6 protein-coding genes are annotated in these 13,581 nt (G+C 67.2%); 5 read left to right on the top strand and 1 reads right to left on the bottom strand.

Translation table 11 applies throughout. The features are described 5' to 3' along the window. The first annotated feature begins 349 nt into the window (after nucleotides 1–349). On the top strand, nucleotides 350–2,581 hold the full coding sequence (locus E1N52_RS29600; protein WP_133186519.1) for a TonB-dependent receptor: 2,232 nt from the start codon (nucleotides 350–352) through the stop codon (nucleotides 2,579–2,581). Nucleotides 2,582–2,689: 108 nt separating this feature from the next. Here the strand turns inward: E1N52_RS29600 and E1N52_RS29595 are convergent, their stop codons facing one another. Continuing rightward, on the bottom strand, nucleotides 2,690–3,358 hold the full coding sequence (locus E1N52_RS29595) for an O-methyltransferase (RefSeq protein ID WP_133186517.1): 669 nt from the start codon (nucleotides 3,356–3,358) through the stop codon (nucleotides 2,690–2,692). Between the two features lie 470 nt (nucleotides 3,359–3,828). Between E1N52_RS29595 and bcsB the strand changes: the two genes are divergently transcribed. Genes bcsB through bcsE form a run of 4 tightly spaced genes read left to right on the top strand, consistent with a single transcriptional unit; the run spans nucleotide 3,829 to nucleotide 13,573 of the window. Beyond that, nucleotides 3,829–6,246 (top strand): cellulose biosynthesis cyclic di-GMP-binding regulatory protein BcsB, encoded by a 2,418-nt coding sequence (gene bcsB / locus E1N52_RS29590; protein ID WP_133186515.1) that lies wholly within the window; start codon nucleotides 3,829–3,831, stop codon nucleotides 6,244–6,246. A gap of 2 nt (nucleotides 6,247–6,248) precedes the next feature. After that, nucleotides 6,249–7,580 carry a cellulose synthase complex periplasmic endoglucanase BcsZ gene (gene bcsZ / locus E1N52_RS29585; protein WP_425468156.1) on the top strand — a complete coding sequence of 444 codons (1,332 nt, stop codon included), beginning with the start codon at nucleotides 6,249–6,251 and terminating at the stop codon, nucleotides 7,578–7,580. Further along, complete coding sequence (locus E1N52_RS29580) at nucleotides 7,562–11,662, top strand: cellulose synthase subunit BcsC-related outer membrane protein (RefSeq protein WP_133186513.1); 4,101 nt, start codon at nucleotides 7,562–7,564, stop codon at nucleotides 11,660–11,662. Before bcsZ ends, E1N52_RS29580 begins: the two co-directional genes overlap by 19 nt. Before the next feature lie 57 nt (nucleotides 11,663–11,719). Further along, nucleotides 11,720–13,573, top strand: coding sequence for a cellulose biosynthesis protein BcsE (gene bcsE / locus E1N52_RS29575; RefSeq protein ID WP_133186511.1), 1,854 nt, complete (start codon nucleotides 11,720–11,722; stop codon nucleotides 13,571–13,573). Nucleotides 13,574–13,581 lie beyond the last annotated feature (8 nt).

Below are 13,581 nucleotides of genomic sequence, written 5' to 3'. Positions count from 1 at the left end.
GGCTAGCGCCATGCGGCGCATTGGTTGAGCGCGCAACGTTGTGCGAAGCCGCGCGCTCACATGTCGCACCTCAAGCCTTGTGACCCCGAATTTTCCAAGCTTTCGTTGCGCCCACATCGAATCCCGGAAGCTGAAATTGTTGCGTAAACGTTGAATACACCTATTGACAGCAATATTTAAATAACAAGCATTCTCATTTGCAATACAATTCGCATACTTTTCCGGGCCGATCATGGGGCCAGCTCTGCGAGCCCCGTCTGACCGGCAAAGCATAACCATTCGCCCGGAGCCTGCGCACAGCGCCAAGGCATCACGAGGCGCCAGCGCTACCTTCGCTACGACCCTTTTTATGTCCGCATCTCGTCTGCACACGTCTTTCAATTTGCCTTCGCGCCTTCCCGCTTCCCGCGTCACGATCCTCGCCGCCATCGCCGTCGCCTTCAGCCTGCCCGCCGCGGCGTTCGCGCAAAGCGCCGAGGCGCCCGCGGCAGCGAGCAGTGCCGCCGCAACCGGTAACGCCAGCAACGCCACGCTGCCCACCGTGAAAGTGCAAGCCTCCCAGGAAACGCTGCCGGGCGACCTGCAGCCGACCTTTGGCGGCGGCCACGTGGCGCGCGGCGGCGATTTCGGCGTGCTCGGTTCGCAGAAGAACATCGACGTGCCGTTCAGCATGACGACCTACACCGCGAAGCTGATCGAGGACCAGCAGGCGCGCACCATCGCCGACGTGCTCTCGAACGATCCGGCCGTGCGCACCGCCTATGGTTACGGCAACTTCCAGGAGGTGTACGTCATTCGCGGCTTCACGCTCGACAGCGACGACATCTCGCTCAATGGCCTGTATGGCATCACGCCGCGCCAGCTCGTCGAGACAGCCGCGCTCGAGCGCGTGGACATCTTCAAGGGCGCGAGCGCATTCCTGAACGGCGCGGCGCCCAACGGCACCTCGATTGGCGGCAGCGTGAACCTGCAACTGAAGCGCGCCGACGACAAGCCGCTCACGCGCGTAACGCTCGAAGGCAGCGCCTCCGGCGAGTTCGGCACGCACATCGACGTGGGCCGCCGCTTCGGCGACAACGACCAGTTCGGCATTCGCGTGAACCAGTACAACCGCGACGGCGAAACGAGCATCAATAGCGAAAAGCGCCGCGCCAACCAGACGGCCGTGGCGCTCGACTGGCGCGGCGACAAGCTGCGTCTCGAAGGCGACTTCATGTATCAGCGTCAGCACGTTTCGGACGGCCGCCCCGTCGTCTACGTGCTGGGCGACGAGATTCCCAATGTCCCTTCGGCCACGCACAACTACGCGCAGACCTGGTCGTATAGCGATGCGGAAGACACCGTCGGCATCCTGCGCGCCGAATACGACTTCCTGCCCGGCTGGACCGCGTATGTGACGGGCGGCGTGCGCCACACGAACGAGCACGGCGAATACTTCTCGCCCTACTACACCGATCCCACGACCACCACCGGCTCGCGCCTCGGCGTCGTGCGCAAGGAAGGCGCGACCTCGGCGGAAACGGGCGTGCGCGGCCACTTCAACACCGGCCCGGTGAGCCACTTCGTGACCGCAGGTGCCTCGATCGTGCGCGTGGAAACGCAGTCGGGCTGGACGCTTTCCAATTCGTTCCCGACCAGCCTCTACAGCGGCGTGCAGGTCCCGTATCCCGCGACGGCCTATCAGGCCGGCATGGACGGCAACCCGCCGATCACGGCGCTGAACCTGATGCGCAGCGTCTCGGCATCGGATACGCTCGGCTTCTTCCATGACCGCGTGCTGTTCACCGTGGGCGTGCGTCACCAGGAGATCCTGTCGAACGGCTACTCGTCGTCGACGCTGCTGCAGACCTCGAACTACAACGACTCGATCACCACGCCGCTGTTCGGCCTCGTCGTCAAGCCGTGGGAGAACGTGTCGATCTACGCGAACCGCAGCGAGTCGCTTTCGGCGGGCGGCATTGCGCCTCAGGGCACGACGAACTACGGCGACCAGCTCGCACCGGAGCGCACGAAGCAGTATGAAGTGGGCGCGAAGTACGACAACGGCAAGTACGGCGCGCAGCTCGCGCTGTTCCAGCTCGAAAAGCCGCAGACGTACACCAACAGCGCCGGCGCTTATGTGGCCAACGGCAACGAGCGCCATCGCGGCGTGGAAGCGTCGGTGTTCGGCGAGGTGTACAAGGGCGTGCGTTTGATCGCGGGCGCGACCTATATCAACGCCGTGCAGCTCGACACCGACGGAGGTTCGACCGACGGCAAGACGCCGGTGGGCGTGCCGAGCTTCCTGCTCAACCTGGGCGCCGAATACGACGTGCCCGGGGTGCAGGGCCTCACGCTCTCGGCACGCTGGACGCATACGGGTCCGCAGTACTTCAATGCGGCCAACACCATGTCGATCAAGGCGTGGGACACCGTGGACATCGGCGCGCGCTATGCGACGAACGTGTTCGGCCGTCCGACTACGTTCCGCGCCAACGTTTATAACCTTGCCAACAAGGCGTACTGGTCGTCGACCAACGGTGGTTATCTGACGATGGGTGCGCCGCGCACCGTGCTGTTCTCGATGACGACGGACTTCTGACCGGCAACCGTCAACGCGTAGCGATACGGACAAAGGGCCTGGCAGTTCATCTGCCAGGCCCTTTTTGCTTTTTGGCACAAACGCAAATGTATTGGCGATTGACCTTAGTTAGTCGCCCACCACCGTAATCGCAAAGCCGTCCCAGCCTTTGCTGCCCACCGTCTGCACAGCCGTGGTCGCGAGCCGTTTGTCGTTTCGAAGCATGTCGAAGTAGCGGCGCAAGCCAACCACGTCGTCCTCGTGATGCGCGGGGTCGGTCACGCGCCCTTCGCGCACCACGTTATCGGCCACGATCACCGTACCCGGGCGCGAAAGCTTCAGCACGCGGTCAAGGTAGTTCGGGTTATTGCTCTTGTCCGCGTCGATAAACACGAAGTCGAATGGCGGAACGCCTTGCGCGATGAGCGCATCGAGCGATTCGAGCGCGAGGCCCGTCATGACGGTCACCTTCGCATCGAGCCCCGCCCTCGCGATATTGGCCCGCGCAACGGCCGCGTTTTCCGGGCTGAATTCAAGCGACACCATCGCGCCGCCTTCGGGCAGCGCGCGCCCGAGCCAGATCGCGCTATAGCCGCCCAGCGTGCCGATTTCGAGGATGCGTCGCGCGCCCTGGATGCGCGCGAGCAGATGCAGAAACTTGCCCTGATTCGGTGCCACGTTGATCGCGCGAAGGCCCGCTTTGGCGCTCGCGGCGAGCGCGCCGTCGAGCGCATCATCGGGACCGATCAGCCGGTCGCAGAACCAGTCGTCCACTGCTTGCCACGTTTGCTCGTTCATCACCCTGCTCCGCGTTTTGATCACGCCGCCAAGATTACCGCACCTGCTCGCGGCGCTGCACAAGCGCGCGAGGCTGTTGCGCGCCTTATCGCTATGGCATCCTTACTAATTGAATGAGCCGGAAGGCTGCTTTTTGGCGCCCGTCCTCAGCGCTTGCGTTGCTCATTTGCAACGCCGCCGCCTTTTGTTGCGCGCGCAGGAATTGTCAAGCGCTCCAACCTCGCGGCCCAACCCACGCGCGCAACTGTCAAACCGGTCGCGAGGCCGCGCCAGCCCGTCGTCTGCGCGCTTTACGCAACGGGCATAAAGACGTGCATTCATAGGGCGCGATCCTTGGCTCTCCGCTAAACTCCACCACACATTGACGCCGTTTCGAGATAACGCCTGGCGGCATCACGCCGCCAATATCCATGGCCGCTGTCTTTGCAAGATAAAGACAGCCACTGCGAAGAAAACAAAGGGCTGTTGCGATGCGACTCTCCGTTCAAGTTGGGCTGGGCGCGCTCGTCGCCGGATTACTGCTGGGGGCGAGCCTTTTCGCGGTGGACAAATCGGCTATCGCGGCTACGCAGACGACCAAGGCGGCAGCCGCAGGAGCAAGCGACGTTCCCGCCTCCGCTCCCGCCGCGGCGCCAGTTGCAGCCTCCGCTCCGGCCGCTGCTTCTGCCGCCGTCACGGGGCCCGTTGTCATCCAGACGGCCCCCGGGTCCGTCATTCCCGAGCCTGCCGCGCCGGTGCCGCTCGGGCAGCCGCGCACGCGCACGTTCACGTTGCGCCAGATGGGTGCGTACGGGCCGATCCCGCTGCGCGGCCTCGATCCCACCGGCGGCATGAATGTAGACGTGCGCACCGACGAAGTCGTGACCAGCGCGAAGCTCAAGCTCGTCTACACCTACTCGCCCTCGCTGATCTGGTCGCTTTCGCATCTCAGGGTGTTTGTGAACGGTGAAGTCGTCGCGACGATTCCACTCGTGAAGGAGACGGCCGGGCAGCTCGTAACGAGCGAGATCGATCTCGACCCGCGCCTTTTCACCGACTACAACCGCATCAGCGTGCAGATGATCGCGCACTACACGCTCGATCATTGCGAGGATCCCTATCACTCGAGCCTCTGGGCCGACATCAGTCCCGACACATCGCTCACGCTCAACACGGCGGGCATCGTGCTGCCCGACAACCTCGGGCTCTTGCCTGTGCCGTTCTTCGACCGCCACGACAATCGCCTCGTGCGCGTGCCCTTCGTGCTCGCCGCCAACGCGGGCGTGCCGGTACTGCAAGCGGCGGGCGTCGTCTCGTCGTGGCTTGGCGCGCTCGCGAGCTATCGCGGCTCGCGCTTCCCGGTCTCGCGCACCGTGCCGCCCGACGCCAACGCCATCGCGCTCGTGCTGCCGGGCCAGATGCCCGAGGGGCTGAAGCTGCCGGAGATCAAGGGCCCCACGGTCTCGGTCATGGCGAACCCGGCCGCCGATCCGCAGTCGGGCCGCAAGCTTCTCGTGCTTGCGGGCCGCACGCCCGAGGAACTCCTGAACGCCGCCTATGCGGTCGCGCTCGGGCAGGCCGGCATGGCCGGCAGCAGCGTGATGGTGAAATCGATCGATCTCGGCCCGGCGCGCAAGCCCTACGATGCGCCGAACTGGGTGCCCACCGACCGCCCCGTGCTGTTCCGCGAGCTGGTGACCGACCCGCAACAGCTCCAGGTGTCGGGCTACAACCCGCCTGCGATCCGCGTGAATCTGCGCGTGCCCGCGGACCTCTATGCGTGGGCGCGGGGCAACGTGCCGCTCGACATCCGCTATCGCTACACGGCACCTTCCGCATGGAACGACTCGGTGCTCAACGTGAGCATCAACGATCAGCTCGTGCGCTCGCAACGGCTGCGGCCCGTCACACGCGCCTCCGACGAAGCGCGCATCAACGTGCCGCTGCTTTCGGGCTCGGACACGCGCGCCGCAACGAATCTGGAGATCCCCGCGTTCCGCGTGGGCAGCGACAACCAGTTCCAGTTCCAGTTTCATATCGACTCGCAGAAAACGGGGCTGTGCACCTCCACCGCCAACGACGTCGCACGCGCGGCCGTCGATCCCGACTCCGTCATCGACTTCAGCGGCTTCGCGCACTACACGGCGCTGCCCAACCTCGCCTACTTCGCGAACAGCGGCTATCCGTTCACACGCATGGCCGACCTTTCCGACACGGCCCTGGTGATTCCGGACCAACCCGACACGAAGGATCAGGAAGCCGTGCTCACACTGCTCGGTCATATGGGCCAGTGGACCGGCCTGCCCTCGCTGCGCGTGACGATCGCGCCGGCAAGCCAGGTGGACAGCGTGCGCGACAACAATCTGCTCGTGATCGGCTCGGGCTCGGGCGCGCAACTGCTCGAGAAGTGGGGCAAGGACCTGCCGCTGCTCATCGAGCGCGGCAAGACCGAGGTGACCACGCGCGACCAGCGCAGCGGCTGGCCCGGCTGGCTTGGCGGCACCGAGGACGAGGACCCGACACCGTCGGGCCGCTCGATCGTCACGCTCGGCGGACCGATGGCGGCCCTGATCGGCTTCGAGTCGCCGCTCAATTCGGGCAGGAGCGTGGTGGCGCTCGCCACGACCTCGTCGGCGCAGCTCGGCGACGTGCTCGACGCGCTCCAGGACGGCGGCAAGATCTCGCAGATGCATGGCGATCTCACGCTCGTGCGCGACGGTCAGGTCGAGGGTCTGCGCGTGGGCAACCGCTATTTCGTCGGCGATCTGCCGTGGTATGCGCGCGCCTGGGTGTTTATCTCGCGCTATCCGGCGCTGATGGCGCTCGCGGGCATTCTGGCCGGTCTGATCGTTGCGCTCACCGTGTTCTGGGCGCTCGGCCGCATGGCCAGCCGCCGCTCCGGGACCTGACGATGCGCCCGGGTTTGGCTACGTTCGCGCCCGCTCTGGCGCCACGGCTTGCGCCTCGGCTCACGCGCTGGCTCGCGGTGGGCGCGCTCGCCTGCGCGCCGCTCGCACCACTGACGCTGCTGATGCCGGCTGCGACAGCGCACGCGGCCGCGCCAGCCGCAAACGCCAGCGCCGCAAAATCCGCCAGCCCCGCGGCCTGCGCCTGGCCCGCATGGAATACGTTTCGCAGCACGCTACTGAGCGCCGACGGCCGCGTGATCGACGCGAGCACGCCGCGCCAGGTGACCGTTTCCGAAGGCCAGTCCTACGCGCTCTTTTTCGCGCTGGTCGCGAACGACCGCGCGAGCTTCGACAAGGTCCTCACGTGGACCGAAAACAATCTCGCGCAGGGCGACCTCGCCACACATCTGCCGGCATGGATCTGGGGACGGCGCGACATCGGCGAGGACGGCAAGCCGGTTGCGGCGTCCGCAACCTCGGGCGCTTCGGGCGCCGCGCATGCCGGCGAGCCGCAGTGGGGCGTCATCGACAGCAACCCCGCCAGCGACGCCGACCTCTGGATCGCCTACACGCTGCTCGAAGCCGGGCGTCTCTGGAACGAGCGCCGCTACACCGCGCTCGGCACGGTGATGGCCCGCAACATCGTGCGCGAGGAAACCGCCGTGCTGCCGGGTCTTGGCCGCACGGTGCTGCCGGGACCCGTGGGCTTTACGATCGGCAAGGACGGCTGGCGCCTGAACCCGAGCTACGTGCCGCTCCAGGTCATGCGGCGTTTCATGCTCGCGCTGCCGGAGGCGGGTGAATGGAAGGCGCTGCTCGCTTCGTCGGCGAGACTCGTCAACGAGACCGCGCCCAAGGGCTACTCGCCCGACTGGGTGGAATATCACGCGAAAGACGGCTTCGCCCCCGACGCGCAAACGCACGCCGAGAGCGCGTACAACGCGATCCGCGTGTACCTGTGGGCCGGCATGCTCGCGGGCGACGACCCGCTGCGCACCGGCACGCTCGCCACCTTCAAGCCGCTCGCGGATTTCGTCGGCGCGCATGGTTTTCCGCCCGAGCGCGTCGACACGACCACGGGCACACCGGGGCCGAACGAGGGCAACGGCGGCTTTTCCGCCGCAGTCGCGCCGTATCTGTCGGCACTCGGCCGCAGCGATCTCGCGAACGCTCAGGTCGACCGCAGCCGCGCGCTCGCGCAAAAGTCACCGCCTGGCTACTACAGCAGCGTGCTGATGTTGTTCGGGCTCGGCTATCTCGACGGGCTCTACCATTTCGACGCGCAAGGCCGCGTTGCCCCAGCATGGACGAGCGCATGCCCCACGCCGCGCTGAACGCCCTCGTGTCCGCCCGCCGTGCTGCCCATGTGCGCAACGCGCGCCGTGAGGCGCGGCGCGCGGCTGCGCACCCGCTGCGCGGCGAGGCGGCTTCACGCGCGCCGCAACGCTCGTTGCCGAACATCGCACCTCGGCTAGTACCGAAACTCGCACCGATCGTTGCGCTGCTCTTCGCGGCCTCGCCGTATCTGGCCTCGGCGCAGGCAGGCCCGCAGCCGGCGGCCAACGCCGCCACGCCTACCGCCCAGGCCGCGCAACTGCTCTCGGCTGCGCGCATGTGGGAAGGCAAGAATCGACCGGATATCGCGCGCGGGCTCGTGCAAAAAGCGCTGCTGTTCGATCCGCAGCAGCCCGACGCGCTCGCGTTGCTCGGCGAAATCGAGCTGCGCTCGAATCGCCCGGCCGAAGCCGCGAAAATCCTCGCGCAGCTCAAGAAGGTCGCGCCCAACGCGAGCGCGACGAAAGAACTCGACGACGCCTACCGCGTCGCCACGAGCGGCAAGATGGAGATGGCGCAGATCCGCCTGCTCTCTGCCGCCGGCAAGAGCGAGGAAGCCTCGGCGCGCCTGCTCAAGCTCTTTCCGAATGGCGCGCCCGCGGGCGATCTCGCGGGCGACTACTACCGCATCCTGGCCGGCACGACCGCGGGCCGCGCGCAGGCGATCAGCGAATTGCGCACGCGCGTGAAGCAGAATCCGAACGATCCCCGCCTCGCGCTGATCCTCGGCGACCTGCTCACCGACCGCGCCGACACGCGCATGGAAGGCCTCAACCTGATCTATCACGTGTACCAGCGCCAGGACAGCAACCGTGCGTTCGCGCTCGAACTTTGGCGGCGCGCGCTCGCGAGCGCCGGGCACGACGATCCCGCCTACTATGTGTGGTATCTGCGCTATCTGCAGGAAGTGCCCGACGACGCCGATGCGAAGCAGACCGTCGCCGATCTCGGCAAGAGGCTCGGCGCGAAGGGCCAGGCGCAGGCGCAAGCCCTGGCGCAGAACCCATCGGCTGTCATTAGCGCGCCGCCGGCCACGGCCGCAGGCAACGCGCGAGCGTCCACCCAGGCGCGTGCACGGCCCCCCGGCCCCGGCGCCGCCGATCGCGCGCGCGGCCTGGCGCAACTCGATCGTGGCGATCTCAAGGACGCCGAAACCTCGCTGCAAAGCGCGCAGCGCGCGAACCCCAACGACGGCGAAACGATCGGCGCGCTCGGTCTCGTGCGGCTGCGCGAAGGCCGCCACGATGAGGCGCGCGAGCTGTTTGCGCGCGCCCTCAAGCTCGACCCGGACAACGCCGGCAAGTGGCGCAGCCTCGAAAAGACGGCCACCATCTGGGGCACCATTGCGAAGGCGCGCGAGGCCAATACGCAAGGCAAGCCGGAAGAGGCCGAAACGCTCGCGCGCGAGGCGCTCAAGCTCGATCCTAGCAACACGACCGCCAGCGATATCCTCGGCAGCGCGCTCATCGCGCAGAAGAAGTGGCCCGAAGCCGAAGCCGTGCTGCGCCCACTCGTGAACGCGCCGAAGCCCGACATGGACGCGCTGCGCGGCCTCGTGACCGTGCTGCGCGAAACGGGTCGCGAAAGCGAGATCGAGCCGCTCATCGCCGCCACGACGCCGCGCGTGAGCGGATCGAGCGCCGAGCAAAAGCAGCTGCACGCCGAACTGCTCTCGATCCAGGCCGACCAGCTTCTTGCCGACAACCGCAAGAGCCCGGCCATCGCAAAGCTCGAGGAAGCCGTGCGCCTCACGCCCGACGACGCATGGACGCGCTTCAGGCTCGCGCGCCAATATCGCGACCTCGGCCTGCCCGCACTGGGCCGCCAGGTCATGGAAGACGGACTCAAGGTCTCGCAGGCGCCCGACATGCGCTACGCCACGGCGCTCTATCTGAATTCCGTGGACGACGTCGATGCGGCTGCCGCGCAGCTCGACGCCGTGCCGGTGGCGGAGCGCAGCGAAGGGATGCGCGAGCTGATGGGCAATCTCGCCGCGCAGAAGAAGATCGCACAGGCCCGCCAGCTCATCGCCCAGGGCAACGAAGACGAGGCGCGCGCGCTGCTCGATTCCGCCGCTGCCGACGCGAACGCGGCCAACGATCCGCAGATGCTCGCCACGGTCGGGCGCGAGTGGATCGCGATAGGCGAGCCGGACCGGGGCCTGAAGCTCGTGCAGGACTGGCTCGAGGCGCATCCTGACGACCCGGCGGCGAACGGCGCGCGCGTGCGCTACGGCGAGCTGCTGGCGGCGGCCAACCGCGACGACGCGTGGGCGAACTGGATCGACGCCACGCGCGATCAGCCCGGCATCACCGACGAACAAAAGGCCAGTCTCGACGACCAGGAGCTGCGACTTGTCGCGCGCGAAACCGACCGTCAGATCGAGGCGGGCGACTTGACGGGCGCCCGCCATACGCTCGACGCCGTGCCCGACCGCCTCAAGACAACCAAGCGCTGGCTGCTCGAAGACGTCGATCTGCGCGAAGCAAAGGGCGACTACAAGGGCGCAATGGCCTCCGCGCAGAAGGTGCTCGTGACGCAACCCGACGACGCCGATGCACGCCTCGCCGTTGCGCGTATGCTGGAGCGCATGGGCCGAGACCGGGAGGCCGCCGACATGGTGCGCGCAGTGCTTGCCGACACCGCGGAGAACGACATCGACACGCGCCTTGCCGTGGCGCGGCGCTTCACCTCGCTCGGGCTGAACGACGAGGCTTCCGCCGTTGTCGATCCGTTGCGCGAGCAGTATCCGGACAACCCGGACATTACGATCCAGGCCGGGCGCATCGCGCAGGCGGGCGGCAACTACAACGAAGCCGCGAGCCTCTATCGCACCTCGCGCGTGCAGGAACAGGCCGAAGGCACGCAGCCCGACGCCGACGGCACGACGTCGGCAGGCCGCGCGCTGCAAAGCCTGGAAGACCGCAAGCAGGGGCAGGTCGCGACCGGCTGGTATCAGTCGAACCTCTCGGGCGACCCCGGCATTTCCGAGCTGCACGCCACCGAAGTCCCGCTATACGTTCGCATTCCTGATGGCTATACGGGCCACTACTTCTTCCACGCCGATACGGTCTATCTGAACGCGGGCACGCTGCCGGGCGACGACCTCGACATCGCGTACAAGTATGGCAAGATCGCCGCGCTCGGCAACGCCGGGCTCGGATCCATCAACGAGACCGCGACGGGCGTCGCGCTCGCGGCGGGTTACGAGTTCAGCGGTGCGAACAATAGCTGGCGCGCCGATATCGGCAGCACGCCGGTAGGCTTTCCGATCACGAGCGTGCTGGGCGGCATTCAGTACCGGCACGACTTCCAGCACTCGTCGCTGTCGTTCGACGTTTCGCGCCGGCCTGTGACCGCCAGCCTGGTTTCCTATGCAGGTGGCATCGATCCGGTCACTGGCGAGAAGTGGGGCGGCGTGGTGCGCAACGGCTTCACCGTGCGCGGCGCGCAGGACTTCGGGCCCGGCACGATCTTCACGAGCATTGGCTTCGGGCTCCTGACCGGCACCAACGTGGAGACCAACCAGGAGTTCAAGGTGCGCAGCGGCTACGACTGGTCGGTGTTCAAGCGGCCCGACCAGATCGTGTCGAGCGGCCTCACGCTCAATTACTGGAAGTACTCGAAGAACGAACACAACTACACGTTCGGTAACGGCGGCTACTACAGTCCGCAAAGCTATTTTTCGGTCAGCATTCCGCTCGACTGGACCGGACGCTACAAGAAGCTTTCCTGGGAGATCGACGGATCGGTGGGCATGTCGTTCACGAACGAGAACGAGTCGCCGTTCTACCCGACGCGCCCAGGCCTGCAGGCTCAGGCGCTTGCGTTCATGAGCGCCAACGACCTCGGCTCGCCGTTCTTTGGCGGCGGCTCGGGCGGCGGCTTCAGCTATGCGGTCGAAGCGGCGGCCGAGTATCGCGTGACGGAACACTTCGTGGTGGGCGGCCGCTTCCGGCTCGACCGTTCGCGCGACTATGCGCCGAACGTAGGTGTGCTTTACCTGCGCTACTTCTTCTCCCCGCAGAAGGGGCCGGTGCCGTTCCCGCCGCGGCCGGTCGTCCCTTATTCGGCCTACTGACATGGCCACGGAGCGAGCGCGCATGACGACGATGAAATCCGCGAGACGAGCGACACGATGAACGATCCCGCCACCCTCCCCGCAGCGCCCGCCGGCGCCGGCCGCGATACGCGCCGCTCGCTGTTCTCGCGGCTCGCGCGCCGCGAGCCGCTTGCGATCGACGGCCTGCCGGCCTCGCTCGCTTCGCTCGGCGCGGGCCAGGTGCACGTGGTCTACGCGAGCGCCTCGCCCGCGCGCGACGCGCTTTTCTGGCAGACCGCCGCCGCCGCGCTCACAGGTCCCGCCACCGTCCTTTCCACGCGCGACGGCGCGAGTCTCGCGGCCACGCTGCGCGATCACGGCGTCGATCTCGACAAGAACGGTTCGACGCATGCGTGGGCCAACGTATGCGCGCTGCGCCCGCTCCCGGATCGCGACGGTGCACAAGTGCTGATCGAAGCGCTCAACGCGCTCGCCGAGCAATGCGCCGCTCCCGAAAGCCAGTTCTTCATCGAAGGCGCGGAGGCGTTCTTCAACTGGCAGGACCCCGCCGCGCTCGCAGCTCAGGGCGCGCAGCTCGCAGGCTGGTGCGCGCAGCATCGCTACGGCGTGCTGATAGTGGCAGCGCCGCCCGGACTCGGCGACGATCAGGAGCATCCCGAGCTGGCCGCCTTCCAGGCGCGCTTCGCGGGCGCCGCGCAATTGCACCAGGTGCAGGGGCAGTACCACTGGGAAGTCGCGTTCTGGCGCGCAGGCGATGCCGTGCACGGCAGCCAGAGCGTGCCGCTGCGCTTTTCCGCCGCCGATCACCGGCTCACGGTTTCCGGGGGCACCTTTGAAACTGAGATCGGCGAGGCGGGCCTGCTCGCACCCGACGAAGGCCGCGTGATCGTTTCGCGCGACGCGATGTTGCACGAGCGTGTGCTCCCGCAGGCCTGGCAGATCGTCGATAACAACGAGTCCGCCGTGGCCGCCGCGCGCACTTCGGTCGCGGCCACGGTGATTCTCGATTTCAGTGTGAACCGCGACCTCGAAACGCTCGCGGAGCAGGTGCACACGCTGCGCCTGCAGTGCGGTGAAGCGCTCAAGATCATCGTGCGCGAGGACGCCGTGGCCATGCGCTACGAGTCGCTCATGCTCAACCTCGGCGCGAACCGCGTGATCGCGCGGCAGACGCCGCTCGCGCAGGTCGAGGCCATCGTCGAGAGTCTGCAGGGCCAGGTGTATTCGCGGCCCATGCCCGCCGATTACCGCGCGGCGCTCGCCGCCGTGGTGCATGGCGAAGAGAGCGGCTACGTGGGCGCGGCGCACTTCGTCGAACTCGTGCGCGCGGCGGTGGAGCGCAGCCGCGTGATCCAGCTGCCGAGCGTGCTGATCCGCCTCGCGCTGATGCCGGAAGTCGCGCACGTGGATGCGCTGAAGGCGTGCCATCTGCGCCGCGCGGGCGACATCGTGACAGCGAGCGGCGACAGCCTCTACGTGTTCTTCTTCGCGTGCCGCATGAGCGACGCCGACGCCGTATGCCAGCGCGTGTTCCAGCGGCCGCTCGCCGAGCTGTTCCAGGGCGAGGAGCGCTACGGCGACGGCCGCTCAATCACGGAGACGCTGGACACGCTCGGCGAGGAAATCGAAACCACGCCGCCGCCCGACTATTCGGGCTGGCTCGCGATCAACGAAGGGCAGCCCGCTGCGCCCGCGGCCGTCTCGGTGCAGGCCAACGGCCAGACCGTGCCGCCAGCGGCGGCCTCGGCGATTGCACCGGGCTCAGCGACGGCAGCCACGATAGAAACCGCAGTGCCGGAACCCGCAGTGCCAGACAACATCGCTCCCATAAACGGCGACCTGTTGCCCGCGCTCGACGCCGCCGCGCGCACCGACAACGCGAAACCGCGAGCCGCGCCGCAGCGCGCGCCGCTGCCGCTCAAAGCATAGGAGAGCGA

It is taken from the genome of Paraburkholderia guartelaensis, assembly GCF_004353905.1.
Lineage (GTDB): Bacteria > Pseudomonadota > Gammaproteobacteria > Burkholderiales > Burkholderiaceae > Paraburkholderia > Paraburkholderia guartelaensis.
The sequence above is the reverse complement of the archived record's forward strand: the minus strand, read 5'-3'. Positions and strand labels throughout refer to the sequence as shown.